We start from the raw sequence: 17640 nt of genomic DNA, 5'->3' as shown, positions 1-17640 counted from the left end.
CATTGTCTTTCTACATGACAGATCTGTTAAGGAAAATTTTCTTCTCCACCCGTTTAATGTCCGTATTGATTATTGTATTTGCTGTAGCTATGGCATTTGGTACGTTCATCGAAAGTTGGTACAGTACTGAAACAGCCCGTATCTGGATATACAACGCTACATGGTTTGAAGTCATCATGGTCTTTTTTGTTATTAATTTCATTGGTAATATTTCAAGGTACCGACTATTAAGAAAGGAAAAGTGGCCCGTTCTTGTGCTGCATCTGTCCTGGATTCTCATCATCATAGGTGCTTTTGTGACCCGATATATCAGCTATGAAGGCATGATGCCCATTAGGGAAGGAGCCACTGAAAATGTATTTTTTTCCGATAAGACCTATTTAACTGCATTTGTGGAAGGGGAAATAAATGGGGAGCCACGTAGAAAAACTTTGGAGGACGATCTGATCGTGACACCAGAAGCATTAAAATCCAATCTACCTTGGACCGGAGATTTTAATGGGCAGGAATTTACCATTTCCTATGTGGATTTTATAGAAGGTGCCAAGGAAGGGCTGATACCCGGTACCTCCGGAAACACCTTCCTTAAAATTGTGGAAGCGGGCGATGGACAACGTCATGAACATTTTTTGGAGAATGGCAAGGTCATGAGCATCCACGGTGTTTTGTTTTCCTTGAACAATGAGACCGAAGGTGCTATTAATATTTTTACCGATGGGCCCGAATACCGCATATCCTCTCCGTTTCAAGGGAGTTTTATGCGTATGGCGGACCAGTTTCAAGGACAATTGGTCCAAGACAGTATACAAAAACTACAACTGCGTTCGCTCTACAATACGGCCAATATGCAATTTGTAATCCCTGATTCCTTGGTGCAGGGCACCTTTGGCATTGTAGAAATACCCGAAGCTGAAAAAATGGAATTTGATATGGATGCGCTTGTACTTTCCGTATCGAGTAATGGTGAAACCAAGGAAGTAAAGGTGTTGGGAAGTAAGGGGCAGACCCAGTTCAGCGACAAATTTAACGTGGGTGGATTGGATTTCGCTTTGCGTTATGGTTCTAAGATTTATGAGCTACCCTTTGCCATACAGCTCAACGATTTTATTGCAGAAAAGTATCCCGGAACGGAAAACGCCTACGCCTCTTTTATGAGCAAAGTGACCATAAAGGATGAAAGGCCTTTTGATTACGATATTTATATGAACCACATTTTGGACCACAAAGGGTACCGATTTTTTCAAGCCAGTTTTGATCCGGACGAGAAAGGAACCAGACTTTCAGTAAACCATGACTTTTGGGGAACATGGATAACCTACATAGGCTACTTTTTATTGTATATAGGATTAATGGGAATCATGTTCTTTGGTAAGACCAGATTCAAGGATTTAGCCCAGTCCTTGGACAAATTGAAAGATAAAAAGAGAAAAATACTCGTTTCCCTCGTTTTGCTAATTGGACTTTCAACCTCCATACAAGCCCAGGAGCACACTGCGGACGATGGTCACGACCATACCCAAGCACCTACACAGCAACAAATAGATTCGCTCATTACATCTTCTATCGTTGCCAAGGAGCATGCGGATAAATTCGGGAAATTGGTCATTCAGGATGAAGGTGGAAGAATGAAACCGATCAATACCTTTTCCTCTGAACTTCTAAGGAAATTGAGCCTAAAGGACACCTATTTAGGGTATAGTTCCGATCAGATTTTTCTTTCCATGATCATGAACCCCGCAGTTTGGTATAATGCGGAATTCATTGCTTTGGACAAAAAAGCCCAAAATGATAGCATAAGGAACATTATTGGTGTGCCCTTGGGTCAGAAATATGTAAAGGCTACGGATTTTTTCAATAAAGAGGGAAATTATAAACTGGAGCCGTACTTAAGAGAGGCAACGGCTACTAACAATCCCAACAAATTTCAACAGGATTTTAAGGATGCCAATATCCGATTGAGCCTATTGAATCAGGCTTTAGGCCAGGATATAGTGAAAATTTTTCCCTTGTTGAACGATGAAAACAACAAATGGATTTCCGCGGTGGAATATCGCGGGGGACAGATTCAGATCCAGGATTCCCTGTATGCCAATTTTGTAAAGAATGCCATGCCATACTATTTGATGACCTTGAATAAGGCGCAGCAGACAGGTGACTATGGCGAGGCGGACCGACTCCTTGCGGCTTTCAAGCAAAATCAGGTAAATAATGGTAGCGAGGTCTTACCTTCCGAAAGAAAAATCAATACCGAAGTTATTTATAATAAGCTCAATATTTTCAATAGACTTTATCAGTACTATGCCCTGGTAGGGGTCCTATTCTTTTTCATCCTTGTATTTCAAATCTTTAAGGATCGTTCCATCTGGAGAATTGGGGTCTACTTTTTCAAAGGAGTCATTTATTTGTTTTTCATTTGGCATACCGCGGGATTGATTTTAAGATGGTATATCTCCGGTCATGCCCCATGGAGCGATGCCTATGAAAGTATTTTGTATGTCTCTTGGGCAACTATGGGCATGGGGTTGCTGTTTGGAAGAAAAAGTGACATGACCATTGCGGCTTCCGCATTTGTAACCTCCATGTTATTATGGATTGCCCACCAAAGTTGGGTCGATCCTTCCATTGCCAATTTGGTTCCCGTGTTGGATAGCTATTGGTTAATGATACATGTGGCAGTAATTGTTGGAAGTTATGGGCCTTTAACGGTTGGAATGATCTTGGGTATTGTTTCCCTTATATTGATTCTGTTGACGAACAAGAAGAACAAGGAACGCATGGAAATCAATTTGAAGGAACTTACCATTATCAATGAGATTTCATTAACGGTAGGTTTGATCATGCTGACTATTGGCAACTTTTTGGGGGGGCAATGGGCGAATGAAAGTTGGGGCCGTTATTGGGGATGGGACCCCAAGGAAACGTGGGCCTTGATATCTATCATGGTATATGCCTTTGTAATACATACTCGGTTGGTACCTGGCCTACGAGGAAGATGGACCTTCAACTTTATGAGTGTAGTTGCCTTTGGAAGTATTATGATGACCTATTTTGGTGTGAATTTTTATTTGGTGGGACTCCACAGTTATGCAAGCGGGGCACAGGTAATCACGCCAACTTTTGTGTGGTATACGGTTGCAGGCGTATTGGTTTTGGGAGCATTGAGTTATTGGAGGTATCGGGTGAATTATGTGAAGAGTTGATTTTGCCAAATGCTGTAAGCTTTAGGCTTTAAGCTTAAGGCCTAGTATTCCAACAACAACCGCATTATCTCCTCAGCGGCAACCTTTCCTTTCTCCTTGAGAAAATCTCTGGGCGTATTATCACCCAATTCAAAAACGATGGCCGGCATGCCATGGTGTACATAAAAATAGTTTCTGGAAACCATGGTGGGCCTAATTTTATCGGATGGAGCTATATTGGTATTTTTTTGTGGCAGTCGGTTTGTTATACTTTCGATCCAGTCGTACACGATCTTACCCTTTTGCCCGATGACCGTACTATCAATGGGATAGTAGATATCGTCCCAAGTGGAATGGAAATCGGCCCCAAAGACAAATTCATAACCCTCATCACTTTTTTTGTTTAAAAAGTCACGAACACTTTTCGTTTCTGGCTGGTTAAAATTCTCCCAATCGCGATTCAAATCGATTCCGCCCATATTATGACGCCAATGGCCATTGTCCACGCCATCTGGGTTCATTAGGGGTACCGCAAAGACAGCATATTTTTTCCTGAAATTCTTGGCTTGTTCCGTATCCCCGGAAATTGTTTCCATAAAGGATTTCATGACCAAAAAGCCGGTCACTTCTGGGGGATGCTGTCTGGAAATAATCATTAAGGCCTTTTTGGTGTTTGGGTATTCTTTTATTTCTATAAGTTGCATGGACCTATTTTCATGGGTTCTTCCAATCTCATGGTTTGAAACAAAAGATTTGACCGAAAGGGAATCCACCCATTCCCGTACCCTTTTGGACGTATATAATTCCTGGGCGGAAATCCAAACAGGCTCGTTATCAATATCTATGGTTATTTCTACAAATTCTGGGGCTGCCTTGATTCCAAAATCCCCTTCACCCGGATTAATAATCTTAAATTTAACGCTGTCCAAGGCCTTAAAATGCTTTCCATCGTCACTAATTTTGGGATAGTACCTACTCCTGGAATCCTGATAAGATAATTTGATGGTAATTTTCCTAGGCTTACCCGTCCATACCTTAAAGGAATACCATGGGCTTACATTAATTGGGGTGTTTTCCGCCGTAATCCAAATGGTATAATGGTCATTGCCATCTTCGGCAACGCCGTTCAATCGGGCACCATCAAAATCGTTCGAAAAATAGGTTTGGTCATCCAAGGACCAGATGCCTTTCCATTGTTTTTGTACCGGTTTGTTTACGGTAGGTACAATTGGACTGGCCCCTTGGCCTTGATATCCTGTTGGTGATTTTTTAGGAACAGTGCTCAAGGTATTTTTACAGGCTGATATAATGCATCCTAAAAGAACAAGATGAAGTATTTTATATTTCATAGTGGCTTGATGTTGAGAATAATTGGAAAAATAGATGATTTTATTCTTAGTTGAAAGGTATTTTAAAAAAACCGAACCAAGGTATAATAACCTGTTTTGGCTTAAAGTGTTACAAGGAGTAGTTTTGATTTTGAGTAGGAGAATAAACTGTATCGATTTAGATTCAGGTTCATTTCGTAACTTTAGCAATTCATTTAATTCTAAGTGATGGATAATAAAAGAAAAGGTTTAAATACTATTTGTACCCATGTGGGCGAATTGGAGGATACTGTACATAAGGGTGCAGTTTCCCCATTGTATATGAGCACTTCATACGCTTTTGACGACGTGGACGTAAAACGATATCCCCGATATTTTAATACCCCCAACCAAGAAGGACTCTGTAAGAAAATTGCCGCGTTGGAACATGCGGAGGCGGCCTTGATATTTGGTAGTGGGATGGCAGCGGTTAGTACCGCCTTGATGGCATTCCTAAGGGCAGGGGACCACGTGGTTTTGCAACAAACACTTTACGGCGGAACTTACAACTTGGTAACCGAAGAGTTCGATAAATATGGTATAGCTTATTCCTTCACCCATGGCTGGGAACCGAAGGATTTTGAGGAAAAAATTCACAAAAACACCAAGGTCATCTATATTGAAACGCCATCAAACCCTTTACTGACTATAACCGATATCGAAGGAGTGGCAGCGGTCGCTAAAAGGCATGGCATTGTTTCTATGATCGATAATACCTTTGCAAGTCCGGTAAACCAAAACCCTATCGACTTTGGTATCGATGTGGTCATCCATAGCGCCACAAAATACATGGGAGGACATTCGGATATTTGTGCTGGCGCCGTTGCTTCCACTCAGGAACACATGAACAGAATATTCCATTTGGCCAAAAACTTTGGCGGTAGCCTAAGTGATTACACGGTTTGGTTATTGGAGCGAAGTATCAAGACCATGGCACTAAGAGTAAGGGCCCAAAACGAGAATGCCCTACTAATGGCCAAATATTTGGAAACCCACAATGATATTGATGCTGTTTATTATCCAGGCTTGGCTTCCCATAGGGACCATGAACTTGCCAAAAGGCAGATGAAAGGTTTTGGGGGAATGCTCTCTTTTGAGTTGAAGCCCTATTTGGATGCTTCCCTCTTTCAAAAATCCTTAGAATTGATTAAATCCTCAATGAGTCTGGCAGGGGTAGAGAGCACGGTGTTGTCCCCTACAAAAACAAGTCATGCCTTAATGAGTCCAGAGGTACGGGAAGAACAAGGCATCAAGGACGGATTGATCCGTTTTTCAGTAGGTATCGAGGAAGTGGAAGATTTGATTGTCGATATTGAAAGTGCCTTGAAAATAGTAAAAAATAGGATCAGCGCAAACATATAATCTCTGAACAACTTTAAAACCCTTTCAATGAAATTAGATATATTGGTATTTGGGGCACATCCAGACGATGCAGAATTAGGGGCTGGAGGAACCATAGCCAAAGAAATAGCCCTAGGAAAAAAAATAGGTATCATAGATTTGACCAGAGGAGAACTGGGTACAAGGGGTTCTGCCGAAATCAGGGACAAGGAGGCTGAGAATTCCAAAAATATTTTAGGGGTCGCCGTACGGGAGAACTTGGGTTTTAGAGATGGTTTTTTTGTGAACGATGAAAAACATCAATTGGAAGTCATTAAAATGATAAGGAAATACCAACCCAATATTGTATTATGCAATGCCGTAAACGATCGTCATATAGACCATGCCAAAGGAAGTGAATTGGTCAGTCATGCATGTTTCTTGAGTGGACTTGTCAAGATAGCGACCAAGGTGGATGGCAAACAACAAGAAAAATGGCGTCCAAAATTGGTTTATCACTATATTCAATGGAAAAACCTTACACCTGATTTTGCAGTGGATATAAGCCAATTTATAGAGAAGAAGACCGAAGCTATTTTAGCGTATTCCTCCCAATTCCATGACCCAAATAGTAAAGAGCCGGAAACACCCATAAGTAGCAAAACTTTTATTGAAAGTGTGCGGTACAGGGCTCAGGATTTGGGTAGATTGATCGGGGTGGATTATGCCGAAGGTTTTACGGTTGAGCGTATGATGGCCGTAGATTCTCTTGATTCCCTGCTTTAGGCCGTTTTTTTGTATTCTTTTTGGGCTTTGGGAATGGTGAAATAAAAACTGGATCCTTTGTTGATTGCGCTGTTCACCCAGATGATTCCGTGGTTTTTTTCAACCATTTCCTTGCAGAGCGAAAGACCTAGACCGGTTCCTTTTTCATCATTTGTACCATAGGTGGAATGAGTACCGGAATGGTTAAAAATTTTAGACAATGTCTCCTCGTTCATCCCCACACCGTTATCACGAACATAAATCTCCCATTGTTTCGTTTTTTCTACCGCTCCAATAGTGACTATCCCATTTTCAGGTGTGAATTTAATGGCATTGCTCATCAAATTTCTGATTACTATATCTATTTGGTCACTATCGCACCAAGTAAGTGTTTGAGGTTCAATGCGATTGATTAGTTTAATGGATTTGTTATTTGCGACCTCCGAGAGAAGCGCGATGTTCTCATTTACTATGCTTTCGATTGAAGTTACGCCAGGTTTGGTCATGGCACCATTCATTTGGGTCTGGCCCCAAGAAAGTAAATTGTTAAGGGTAAACGCTATATTGTCAATATCCGATTTCAATTTAGGAACAAAACCAATAAACTCATCTTTGGTCATCTCACCTTCCTTAAATAATTTAATCAGCCCTTGGAAGGCACCAATGGGGCCTCGAAGGTCGTGACCAATAATGGAAAAAAGTTTGTTTTTTGTCTGGTTGACATCATGCAAATATTTTTCCTTTCTTTCCAGATCTTCCTGCTTGCGAATAAGTTCCTTGTTCAACTTCTTTTGAATTTTCGCATTTCGTTTTACCAATAGGGTTATAAAAAGAAAAATTACCAGGATAATCAAGGTAGTATAGACATAGTTTTTCTGCTTGGCCAGGGCTTTCTCATTTTCCTCTATCAACTGTTCCTTCTGCCTTTCATAGTCTATTTTGGTTTTGAGCATGGTAAGTCCCTTCTGACTTTCCTTCCTTGAAATCTTACCGGAAACTTCTTTAAATATTTCATGGAACTCCAGGGCCTTTTTGAAGTCCCCGTTATTCTTGTTTATTTTATATAAGAGTTTGGCACCTTCCTCAATACCAGAAATAGCATCTATTTTTTTAGAGAAGTCATATGCCTGTTGGGCATATATTTTGGAAATGCTGTCGTTCCCTAAGTTTAGTTGGGCTTCTGCAATACCTGTTAAAAGTTGTATTTCTTCCCTAAGATCATCTAATTGCCCGTGCAGAAGTTCACTTTGTGCATACCAGTACAGGGCCCATTTATTTTTTTGTTGTTTTAGGTATACTTTTCCTTTCACTTGATAGGCGTATGCCAACCAATCCGTAATCCTGTTTTCTTCAAAAGTTTTAATTGCACTATTTATAGTAAACATGGCCAGTTCCAATTTGCCCATTTCGGCATAGGCAGAAGCCATATTGCTCATGGTTTCGGCAATGATTACCGGGTCTCCAATTTTTTCGTTGATTTTCTTTACTTTTTCATAATAGAACATACCCTCGTCAAAATCCTTTTGGGTGACATATAGATTTGCTATGTTCTCGTTAATGACGGATAGCATTTCTTGATTATCCAAATCTTCCGCTAACTCCAAGCATTTTAGAAATTCTCCTAGGGCAAGATCATAATCGCCTTTGTAGTCATATTGTGTACCTATGTTGCTCAGTATGATTAATCTCAAGGTATCGTCCTGTTCCTTGATACTAATTTCCAAGGCTTTTTGAAGGTTGTTCAGGGATTCATCATATTTTCCTTTATCCGAATAAAAGGTGCCCAAGCCAAAATATGCATTTGCCATTCCGTTGGCATAGTTTATTTTCTCACTTAGTTCTAGCCCTTCATCGGATAAGAGTTTAAGGCTATCCTGGTTGAAATAGCGTTGCTCAAGCCCTAAATCCAACAATAAATCTATATATTCCGTATCCTCTTTGGAGGAGTTTTGAAATTTTGAAATTTCAACTTGTAGGGAGTCTTTGAAGGATAGTTGTGCAAATGTTCCGTACATTGAATGAAGGCACAACAATAGCATTCCTATTTTATGGAATGCCTTTGGAATATGGTTTATAAAGTTTTTTAATTTATGAATCACCTGAAACTGCTCATACAAACCGTGAATTTACTATGCCTTTATGACATGGCTTAAAAATTGTTGTGAACTGCTGATTTTTGTGTGTTTTGTCCATGATTTGTGTAATTCATCGACGAAGTGAGTTGTAAAATTAACTATATAAGTAATATTATTCTATAATGGAAGGTATATAAAGGTATGCCTCTGAAGTTGTATTTATGTACAGCGAGGTAAAGTAATATGGAATGTGGTACCTTCATCGATAACACTTTCTACTTTGATGGACCCCTTATTGTTTTCGACCATTTCCTTACAAAGCATTAAGCCCAGTCCTGTTCCTTTTTCTGCATTTGTTCCAAAGGTCGATAAATGCTCTTTATAGTCCCAAATTTTTTTAATATCGTAAGGGCTAATGCCTACGCCGCTGTCCTTTACCTGGATAATTAAATGTTCCTCAAAAATTTCGCCTTCAATGGATATTTTTCCACCTTCATGGGTAAATTTTATGGCATTGCTTATCAGATTTCTAAATACGATTTTGAAATGGTTCAAATCCATAAGTACGCAAAAATCTATATTTAGTGAATTGGATAATATAATTTTTTTACTTTTTAAATTATCATTAAAAAGTTGGGTGATTTGATCAATTTCCTTCTTTATCAAAACGTTCATGGGTTCAATTCTTGAACCTTTCATTTGTGTTTGGCCCCAATTCAAAAGGTTGTCCAAAGTAAAATGAATATGTTCTAGATCCTTCTGTAATTTTGGTCCAAATTTTTTAAACTGAGTTTCACCATTTTCTTCGTTTAAGGAAATATCGAGTAGCCCCTTCAAGGAAATTATAGGCCCCCTTAGGTCATGTCCCACAATAGAAAATAATTTATCCTTGGTTTGATTGGTCTGATGTAATTGTTGCTGGTTTTCAGCAAGGATTGCGTTGATTTTTTTTCTTTTTTTACTAGACTTCTGAATTAGAAAAATAATGATGATGGCCAATACAAGTGAGGCCAAAGACCAACCAATATATTTTTTTTGCTTGTTTATAGTGGCCAGATTTTTTTCTTCAAGTTTATTTCTTTCCTCTTCAAAGGTCAGTTTTGCCTTAAGCATGGCAATGTTGGTCTTATTCTGTTCCTTGGAAATGGAGTCCGAATAGGCCTCCGCACTTTCCAAATATTTTAAGGAGCTATCGAAATCATTTTCATACTTAGCTATTTTATAAAGAAGGCGGGAACACTTTTCCAAACCTGTCCTTAATTTGAAGGATTTATAAAAATCCATACTCTTGAGGACAAATTCTTTGGAAACTGGGTAATTCCCAAGTGAAAAATGAACTGTAGCGAGTCCAAAATATAAATCCGATATACCTTTTTTATCTCCGTTGGACTGATATTCCTTTTCAGCCTTTCCGTAGAATTCCAGTGCTTCATTATACTCCTTACCTAGACCATATACTTCGCCCATGGTCAAATAATTAAAAGCAATGATTGTTGAAAAGTTAGTTTTTCTTGCAAGTTCAAGCCCCTGACGTAAATAATCTTTGGCCTTTTCCAAATTATTTTTTCTCATATTTAGATAACCAAGGTTGGAGAGGATGATACCTTGGATATGGTTGGGCGTTTCTTGGACAATCAATTGCCTAGCGATATCATAGTAAAACATTGATTCGTCATAATCGCCAAGTAAGAGGAACATCGTCCCTAAATTATTGTTTATCCTAACAAGCTCATTACTGTTTTGGGTACGTTCAGCCAAATAGTTGGCCATCAAGAAATTTTCATAGGCCTTAGGATGTTCTGATTTTATGAAGTAGGCTTGAGCAATATCATTATATATCTTGATGCCTAAATCCGGATACTTGTTTAAATTGGGGTCCCTTGAAATTTTTGAATTTATTTCCAAAGATTTTGTGCTATTCCCTTGATATAGTTCATGACTGGCCAGATTGTAGGTAGCGTACAGGATACCCTTTTCATAATTGATCTCTTTACTTAGCTCTAAGGCCTGGGTTGCAAGTATTTGTATCGAATCAGATTTCCTGTATCTAAGATCTTCCGCTTTTCTATTAAGTTCTAATATATAAACAGTGTCTTTAAGTATGGATGGTGTTTGTTGTGCAAAAATGCCTAAGGATATCACAACAAAAAGTAGGGTAATTAAAATTGTTTTTGAGTTATTCATTCCAAAATATTCAACCGATTCGGTTAAGTTAAAATATTTTTTTATCGCTCAATTAATATCATTTTTTTTTAACTATTGAAAAAGGTTTCATGGTTGGATGGACTTTCAACGGCCATAATTAACCAGTCCGTTCTTGAAATCCTCTAGGCACGAATATTAGGCCAGATAAGTTTTTCAATAGGATTTGAGCCTACGGAGCTTTTGTTTGAAAAACATGTAGCTAACTAAAATTCTTAATTATTTTTTTCTTTTAAATTTAACCATTATTGCCCATTCATTTAGGGGTATTTTCTTTTGAATAGTAAAAGAAAAAAAATTACCTTTGCCACCGCTTACAAATGGTGGTTGTAGCTCAGCTGGTTAGAGCGCTGGATTGTGGTTCCAGAGGTCGCCGGTTCGAACCCGGTCTTCCACCCAAAAAAGCATTTTAAACTTGCCCTGTACATGATGTGTCCGGGGCTTTTTTGTGTCCTAGATGTAGGGTGAGAAGCCTGTGCCGAGCAAGGAATCCATTGATTCCGGTCGAGGTGAATCCGTCTCCACCCCAAAGCGACTAAATTTAGCCCCTTACTCTTTTGTTTGAGGCTTTTTTCTTTTTCATAGTAAAGAGCTGTAATCCATTACCGAGCCCATAATCGCCCGATTTCCTATTGGGTGTAGTTCCAAAATATCAACCAATGAGCACCAAAAAACTTGGGAAACCCATTTTTAAATAAAAAAAGCCGATACTTTGATCGGCCTAATTAATAAACGTTTTTCATGCTTTCAGTCCGCTGCTTTATCCACAGTTACAGGATTCGCCCTATTCGCCAATTCCCATGCCGTGTAAAAAATCAGTCTTGTTCTGTTCTCTAAAAGGTCATAGTTAATTTTATCGGGAGTGTCGCCGGGCCTATGATAATCGTCATGCGTGCCATTGAAATAGAAAATAATAGGGATGTTGTTTTTGGCAAAATTGTAATGATCGCTTCTATAATAGAAACGATTGGGGTCGTTTTCATCGTTATAGGTATAATCCAATTCCAGTTGCGTATATTTTGAGTTTACCTCCTCGGAAAGTTCGTGGAGCTCGGTACTCAATTTATCGGAACCTATCAGATAAACATAATTTCTGTCCCCGTCGCGCTTCGGGTCAATTCTTCCCACCATGTCTATGTTCAGATTTGCCACGGTTTGTTCCAATGGGAAGATAGGTTCTACATCGGTATAATATTCAGATCCCAAAAGCCCCTTTTCCTCGCCGGTTACGTGTAGGAATACTATGGATCTTCTTGGTCCGTTTCCGGCATCTTTTGCTTTTTTGAACGCTTCTGCTATTTCCAGAAGGGCCACGGTTCCAGAACCATCGTCGTCCGCGCCATTGTTGATTTCTCCCTCAGGGGTAATTCCTATATGGTCCAAATGGGAAGAAATGATGATGTATTCATTTGGTTTATCGGCGCCTTGAATGAACGCTACCACATTTTCGGAATCGACCTCCTCATTGGAACTTTCAAAATCCAAAGTCACTCTAGCCTCTATTTTCTTAGGTGCGTGGTCCGATTCAATGGTTGGTAAAAGCTCCTTTGCCAAAATGCCATCGATGAACAGACTTGAAAAACTGTCGGCTTCTCCATTTTTTAAGCTCATCCGGCCATTGCTATTGTTTCGCATATAGTCGAATCGACTTTTAAATCTTGGGTAGTTGTCGGCATCATAATAAAGTACGCCAATGGCCCCCTTATCCTCGGCCAATTGGAAACGCTTTCCAAGTGATTCCGACATATTGCTCCAAATCGATTTTTCAGAGGTGCCAGAAATAGTGTAGGTGCCATTCGTATTAATAGGTTCCCCGGTTTTCATCAAAACCAATTTGCCGGCAATGTCCACACCTTGGTAATCCGAATAATTTTCATCCTCGATACCATATCCCACATAAACGATTTCATTGTTTTCAGATTGGGCTCTTGAAAAGGTAAGTACATGTTCCCCCAAAAGAAAATCGGAATTGTTAACACGTAATTTTCCAACCGGTATATTGCTAATTTCAATGGGAACCTTCTGAAAATATTCCCCATTTGACTGAGCGGGCGGGATCTCCAAATTCTCGTATTCTGCCTTTAAGTAGGCAATTGCCTTTTTTTGTCCGGGTTGTCCAGTTTCCCGGCCTTCAAATTCATCGGAGGCATAAACATACAGATGTTCTTTTAATTCGGCTTCGGTAATGGTTTCTGCATAAACCTTTGGGTCAACAGTTGCATTGGCAGCCGCTTCCTTGGTCACCGTTTTTTGGGAGGAGTTACAGGCCAGAAGTAGCCCTGCAACTATCCAAACAATTTTTTTCATGTTTCTATTTTCAGATTGTTCAAAAATAAGGAAAAGTGGGATATTCGGTATGTTCAACAAGATGAATCCGAAATTATTTTCCATACCCCATCAATTCTTTTGAAAATAATGAGAAACGTTCCCTTTGCATCTCCAACTTCCCTGGTTATATGGTATTCGCCCATGACCCAATACACATCTTCATTAATTTTGGAAATCACCGCAATTTTAAATTGCAGCTTGCCCGTATGGGATTTGGTAGGATAGCGCAAATTATAGTTGTCCAATGTTTTTTACCATCCTTTAGCTATAGTTTGGCGCCACTATAGAACTTTAGGGAATCGCTTTTCCAATATCCGGACATAAATCCTTCAATATCCCCATTGGACCAACTAACTTGTTGGTCGTTTAAAATCCTTTTGATTTGGGCTTTATCCTCGACATCGTTCCTGTGCTCCTAACAGGACACAAATAGACATACCATAATGGTAAGAAATAAATACTTCATACTTGTTGGTTTTCCAATTCAATATAGAAAACAGAATTCAGTATCTTTAGAGGTAAACACATTTAATTTTGACCAATGCGAATTAGGGATTTGGCAGAGCTTCATTCGCTCGTTTCAGAACTTTTTAAATTCCCAAAAACACCGGATGCATGGGAAGCCTATAAATTGACGGAAGACCAATTGGAACATTACAAGGAATTTGGATATGTCTCCGGGATCAAGCTTTTGGACGAAGTACAGATAGGGCAATTGCGAGGGGAACTGGATGAACTTATGGATCCCAAACATCCCGCACATTCCCTTTTCTATGAATTTCATAGTAATGAATCCAAGGATCAGGATTCCGTTTTGTTCCATTCCTTGGGACATTGGAGAATTACCGAAGGTTTTCATGATGTACTTTGGAATCCGGCCTTTGTAATGGCGGCTTACCAGCTATTAGGAAACAGGGCTGTCCGTTTTTGGCATGACCAGCTTTTTTACAAACCTGCAAAACATGGTGGGGTGGTGGCCTGGCATCAGGATTATTCCTACTGGACCCGTACCGTAGCCATGCAACATCTTACCTGTTGGACAGGTCTCGATGACGCGACCGAAGAAAATGGATGTTTATATTATGTTCCAAAAAGCCACAATTGGGGATTGCTCGATGCTCCGGAACTGGCCGGGAATATGGAAGGACTTTTGGATTATCTAACAGAAGATCAACGGAAGGAATTTAATCCCGTACCCATTCCCTTAAAAAAAGGGTTTGCCACGTTTCATCACCCCTTAATGGTACATGGTTCCTATGAAAATAAATCGGATAGGCCTCGAAGGGCCTTTGTGCTGAATGTTTTTGCCGATGGTACTGTCAGCAATACCGATGATGAACTCTTAAAAGGAGTACCGCCAATTCCCAAAGGCCGGAAGATGGAAGGCAAGTTTTTCCCGTTGCTTTTTGGTTAAGCCAAGCTTTTAGATTTTTCTTGGGTCCTTTTTTGTCTTAGCTTGATTTTCTTTTGTATTTCCTCTGGGTAGTTATCGGGGGTGTCTTCGGCCTCCAAAATAAGTAGTTCCTGTCCTTCTTGGGGTTCCTTTAGTTCATCGGCGTGGCACCCTAAAATTACAGCTGCCGTGTTTACCCCAGAATGACTTGCTCCGGCTACTCCATGCGATAAAATACTCGCACCGCAAAAATAGAGGTTTTCGATCTCACTTTTGGATTTGTATGCAAAAGGACCAATGTGCTTTAAACTTTTTTCCGTTCCGTACACATTACCCCTTGTGGTATTGATGTAATATTCATTGGTTATTGGGGTTCCTAATTCCTGGTGTACTATGTGATTGCTGATGTTTGGAACCACTTTTTCCAAACCTAAAATCATTTTTTGGGTGAGTTCCGCCTTATACTGGAGATATTTTTCCGAGCGTTCTTCTCTTTCCTCCGTAAATGGCTCAAATGTTTTGTAGTCTATAAAAGTGATGACCTCCAAACAATGGTGTTTTCCATCAAAGCTTGTAGGGTCTTTTAAGGTAGTGCAGCTCACGAAAAGCGCCTTGAAAAATTCAACCTTTTGAAGGTCTGATTTCATAATGCTATCATAGTAATCGTCCATGTCCATATCGGGTAGGACCCAAATATTACCAGAGTCCAACCCGGCTTTTCGTACGTCCATATCCACTGTCAAAAACAACATGAGTGAAGTGCACGAGTACTTGGTTTTTTCAAGTTTTTTTCTTAGTTTCTGACTAAGATGTTGCCTTCCTATAAGCTGATTATATGTGATACCAACATCGGCATTTGAAACGATATGCCTCGCGAAAATTTGCCTACCGTCCTGTAATTCGACGCCGGTGGCCTTTTTTGTTTTTTTTCCTTCAATCAGTATTTTTTTAACGGATGTGGAAGTTTTTAGAACACCACCATACCCCTTGAATTTATTGGTCATGGATTTTACCAAGGCCCCACCGCCACCCATGGGATAATAACCACCCTTAAAATAGTGGTACATTAAAGCCGCATGCAAAATAAATGCGGCCTTCCTCGGCTGAACCCCGTGGTCGCCGCATTGAATATTTAGGACATTTTTTAAAAGTGGGTCTTTGATATGCCAATTAATGACCCTTTTTAAACTGAACAAACCGTATCTTCCAAAATGCCGGGTTCTGTACGGAATGGTCAATTTTTTCCAAAAACCCTTTATGTAGGGTAACGAGTAGAGTTCCTCGCTTGCAAGTCGGATTTGCTTTAGGTATTTTTTGATTCCTTTTTTTTCCTTCGGAAATCTGTTAATCAATCGGTTTTCAAGTTCTTCTGGATTATCGGGAAAATCAAATCGGTGGTTTCCAATACGAACATGTTCATAAGCATCGGGATTCATCCTAAAAAACACCAAATCATTGGCAATGCCCAAACCTTTGTACAAATTACTAGTAGATTCACCTTCACCTACTAACCCGATGTAATGTACACCCGGTGTAAACCGGTGTCCCTCCAAATAAAAGCTATGGCACCATCCACCGGGTACTTCGTGTTGTTCCAACAATAGGACTTTCTGTCCGGCCCTTGCAAGGCATAAAGCAGTGGTTAGCCCCCCAGCACCTGAACCTATGATGATGCTGTCCCAGTTTTGGGTCGATATATCCTCTTGTAAATCCTTTTTTTTCAAGGGCTATTTTTTCAAGGCTTTCTCAATGGCTTCCTCCACCAAAGGCTCCATGACCTTATATCCTTCAACGGTGGGGTGGACCTCATCATCTGCATATTTTTTTGGCAATCCGTTGCGTTCATCCGCCATTTGCGAGAAATAATCAAGATAGACATGCCCTTTTTCGTAGGCATAGGCCTTTATCATTTTGTTAAGTGCCACTATTTTTCCGGCGGGTTCCATCCCTGGTTTCCAAGGATAATCATACGCTGGCAATGTAGATGACAATACCACTTTAATATCATTGGCGTGTGCAATTTCTGCCATGCCCTTGATGTTGTCCATGATCATTTCCAAGGTGGACGGTCCCGTGTTCCCGGCAATATCATTGGTTCCGGCAAGGATGACCACCACCTTTGGATGAAGGTCCACCACATCCTGCCGAAAGCGAATCAGCATCTGGGGCGTCGTCTGTCCACTAATGCCCCTGTTCACATACGGTTTTCCCTCGAAGAATTCCGGTCTGGAATTCAGCCAACCAATGGTGATGGAATTGCCCATGAAAACGACCCTATCTTCATTTTCTTTGGGGGCTTCCAAAGATCCATTGGCCTCTTGGAACATTTTTAAGTTGGCCCAATCCTGAGCTAAAACCGTGTGCTGGGATAAAAAAGTGGCAAGAATTCCCATAAGCAAAACCTTGAAATTTTTCATTTGTATGTTATTGATTGTGATTGTGTTGAAGTTTTCTTTTTTCGTCCGATGTCAAAGGAAGCGTATCCAAGAGCTTTTGTAGGTTTGGCCGTTGAACGGCCAAGTACAGGACCAAACACACGGCTATGACCAAAGGCAAGGCATTACCGGATGTATTATACGCGACTATGGCCAAAAAAGCGGGACCTTCCAATAAGGCATATTTAACGATCGATGCGGACTGGTATCTTTTCAATTTTTCCTCCAATGGCATTGTTTTTTCCATGGCAGAAATCTGATTTCTAAAAATAAACTGACTCCCAAAATAACCAGCGATTGCCACAATGGGAACGAGGTATAAAAATGGATTTGAATCATCCATTTTGGCATTAAATTGCCCTGAACCTAGATAGGAAAGTAGAAGAAAAACCGAAACACCGGCCAACAATGCCAGATGAATAATTTTATTTGTCCTTAAATAGCTTTTGATCTCCAAGACGTTGAATAAAGCCCTAAGATACTATTTTAAACTAAAGTTTTTGGGTAAAGTGCTTAGGGATATCTTTTGGTATACTAGTAAGGTCAATGATGATTTGTGGAGCCTTGGGGAAGTAT

Annotated in this window: 12 protein-coding genes and 1 tRNA gene; 5 read left to right on the top strand and 8 right to left on the bottom strand. The window is 40.0% G+C overall.

What is annotated here, in order from left to right; translation table 11 throughout:
- Positions 1 to 14: 14 nt before the first annotated feature.
- Entirely contained in the window at positions 15 to 3200 is a 3186-nt protein-coding gene (gene ccsA / locus DZC72_RS12695; RefSeq protein ID WP_125223288.1) for a cytochrome c biogenesis protein CcsA, read from the top strand.
- A 41-nt stretch (positions 3201 to 3241) separates the two neighbouring features.
- Here the strand turns inward: ccsA and DZC72_RS12690 are convergent, their stop codons facing one another.
- Positions 3242 to 4528: a M14 family metallopeptidase gene (locus tag DZC72_RS12690; RefSeq protein WP_125223287.1), complete on the bottom strand. Its 1287-nt coding sequence runs from the start codon at positions 4526 to 4528 to the stop codon at positions 3242 to 3244.
- Between the two features lie 207 nt (positions 4529 to 4735).
- On the opposite strand from DZC72_RS12690, the gene DZC72_RS12685 reads away from it, so the two are divergent.
- A complete protein-coding gene (locus DZC72_RS12685) occupies positions 4736 to 5908 on the top strand; it encodes a trans-sulfuration enzyme family protein (protein ID WP_125223286.1) in 1173 nt (390 codons plus the stop codon).
- A gap of 27 nt (positions 5909 to 5935) precedes the next feature.
- The gene (bshB1, locus tag DZC72_RS12680; RefSeq protein ID WP_125223285.1) at positions 5936 to 6652 is read left to right on the top strand and encodes a bacillithiol biosynthesis deacetylase BshB1; all 717 of its coding nucleotides are present in this window, start codon (positions 5936 to 5938) and stop codon (positions 6650 to 6652) included.
- On the opposite strand, the gene DZC72_RS12675 is transcribed toward bshB1, so the two are convergent.
- Positions 6649 to 8646 (bottom strand): ATP-binding protein, encoded by a 1998-nt coding sequence (locus DZC72_RS12675; RefSeq protein WP_125223284.1) that lies wholly within the window; start codon positions 8644 to 8646, stop codon positions 6649 to 6651. The two genes, bshB1 and DZC72_RS12675, sit on opposite strands and share 4 nt — an antisense overlap.
- 279 nt (positions 8647 to 8925) lie before the next feature.
- Positions 8926 to 10890, bottom strand: coding sequence for a tetratricopeptide repeat-containing sensor histidine kinase (locus DZC72_RS12670; protein ID WP_125223283.1), 1965 nt, complete (start codon positions 10888 to 10890; stop codon positions 8926 to 8928).
- Between the two features lie 340 nt (positions 10891 to 11230).
- On the opposite strand from DZC72_RS12670, the gene DZC72_RS12665 reads away from it, so the two are divergent.
- Positions 11231 to 11306, top strand: a tRNA-His gene (locus DZC72_RS12665).
- A gap of 349 nt (positions 11307 to 11655) precedes the next feature.
- On the opposite strand, the gene DZC72_RS12660 is transcribed toward DZC72_RS12665, so the two are convergent.
- Positions 11656 to 13215 (bottom strand): M28 family peptidase, encoded by a 1560-nt coding sequence (locus DZC72_RS12660; RefSeq protein ID WP_125223282.1) that lies wholly within the window; start codon positions 13213 to 13215, stop codon positions 11656 to 11658.
- 53 nt (positions 13216 to 13268) lie between these two features.
- Positions 13269 to 13481 (bottom strand): Cif family virulence factor, encoded by a 213-nt coding sequence (locus tag DZC72_RS17980; protein WP_243641735.1) that lies wholly within the window; start codon positions 13479 to 13481, stop codon positions 13269 to 13271.
- Between the two features lie 296 nt (positions 13482 to 13777).
- Here DZC72_RS17980 and DZC72_RS12650 point away from each other — a divergent pair, with 296 nt between their 5' ends.
- Positions 13778 to 14650 carry a phytanoyl-CoA dioxygenase family protein gene (locus DZC72_RS12650; protein ID WP_125223281.1) on the top strand — a complete coding sequence of 291 codons (873 nt, stop codon included), beginning with the start codon at positions 13778 to 13780 and terminating at the stop codon, positions 14648 to 14650.
- Here the strand turns inward: DZC72_RS12650 and DZC72_RS12645 are convergent.
- The 3 genes from DZC72_RS12645 to DZC72_RS12635 are packed head-to-tail and all read right to left on the bottom strand — an operon-like array spanning position 14647 to position 17521.
- A complete protein-coding gene (locus DZC72_RS12645; protein ID WP_125223280.1) occupies positions 14647 to 16353 on the bottom strand; it encodes a phytoene desaturase family protein in 1707 nt (568 codons plus the stop codon). The genes DZC72_RS12650 and DZC72_RS12645 overlap by 4 nt on opposite strands.
- Before the next feature lie 3 nt (positions 16354 to 16356).
- Positions 16357 to 17046 carry an SGNH/GDSL hydrolase family protein gene (locus tag DZC72_RS12640; protein ID WP_125223279.1) on the bottom strand — a complete coding sequence of 230 codons (690 nt, stop codon included), beginning with the start codon at positions 17044 to 17046 and terminating at the stop codon, positions 16357 to 16359.
- A 7-nt stretch (positions 17047 to 17053) separates the two neighbouring features.
- Positions 17054 to 17521, bottom strand: a complete 468-nt coding sequence (locus DZC72_RS12635; RefSeq protein WP_125223278.1) for a hypothetical protein — start codon at positions 17519 to 17521, stop codon at positions 17054 to 17056.
- Between the last annotated feature and the right edge of the window lie 119 nt (positions 17522 to 17640).

It is taken from the genome of Maribacter algicola (assembly GCF_003933245.1).
In the GTDB taxonomy this organism is placed as follows: Bacteria; Bacteroidota; Bacteroidia; order Flavobacteriales; family Flavobacteriaceae; genus Maribacter; species Maribacter algicola.
This window is presented reverse-complemented; position numbering and strand designations above follow the sequence as displayed.

Excerpts from the sequence above, each read along its gene's own strand:
- ccsA (WP_125223288.1), top strand. The coding sequence starts at position 15 with ATGACAGATCTGTTAAGGAAAATTTTCTTCTCCACCCGTTTAATGTCC.
- DZC72_RS12690 (WP_125223287.1), bottom strand. The coding sequence starts at position 4,528 with ATGAAATATAAAATACTTCATCTTGTTCTTTTAGGATGCATTATATCA.
- DZC72_RS12685 (WP_125223286.1), top strand. The coding sequence starts at position 4,736 with ATGGATAATAAAAGAAAAGGTTTAAATACTATTTGTACCCATGTGGGC.
- bshB1 (WP_125223285.1), top strand. The coding sequence starts at position 5,936 with ATGAAATTAGATATATTGGTATTTGGGGCACATCCAGACGATGCAGAA.
- DZC72_RS12675 (WP_125223284.1), bottom strand. The coding sequence starts at position 8,646 with ATGTACGGAACATTTGCACAACTATCCTTCAAAGACTCCCTACAAGTT.
- DZC72_RS12670 (WP_125223283.1), bottom strand. The coding sequence starts at position 10,890 with ATGAATAACTCAAAAACAATTTTAATTACCCTACTTTTTGTTGTGATA.
- DZC72_RS12660 (WP_125223282.1), bottom strand. The coding sequence starts at position 13,215 with ATGAAAAAAATTGTTTGGATAGTTGCAGGGCTACTTCTGGCCTGTAAC.
- DZC72_RS12650 (WP_125223281.1), top strand. The coding sequence starts at position 13,778 with ATGCGAATTAGGGATTTGGCAGAGCTTCATTCGCTCGTTTCAGAACTT.
- DZC72_RS12640 (WP_125223279.1), bottom strand. The coding sequence starts at position 17,046 with ATGAAAAATTTCAAGGTTTTGCTTATGGGAATTCTTGCCACTTTTTTA.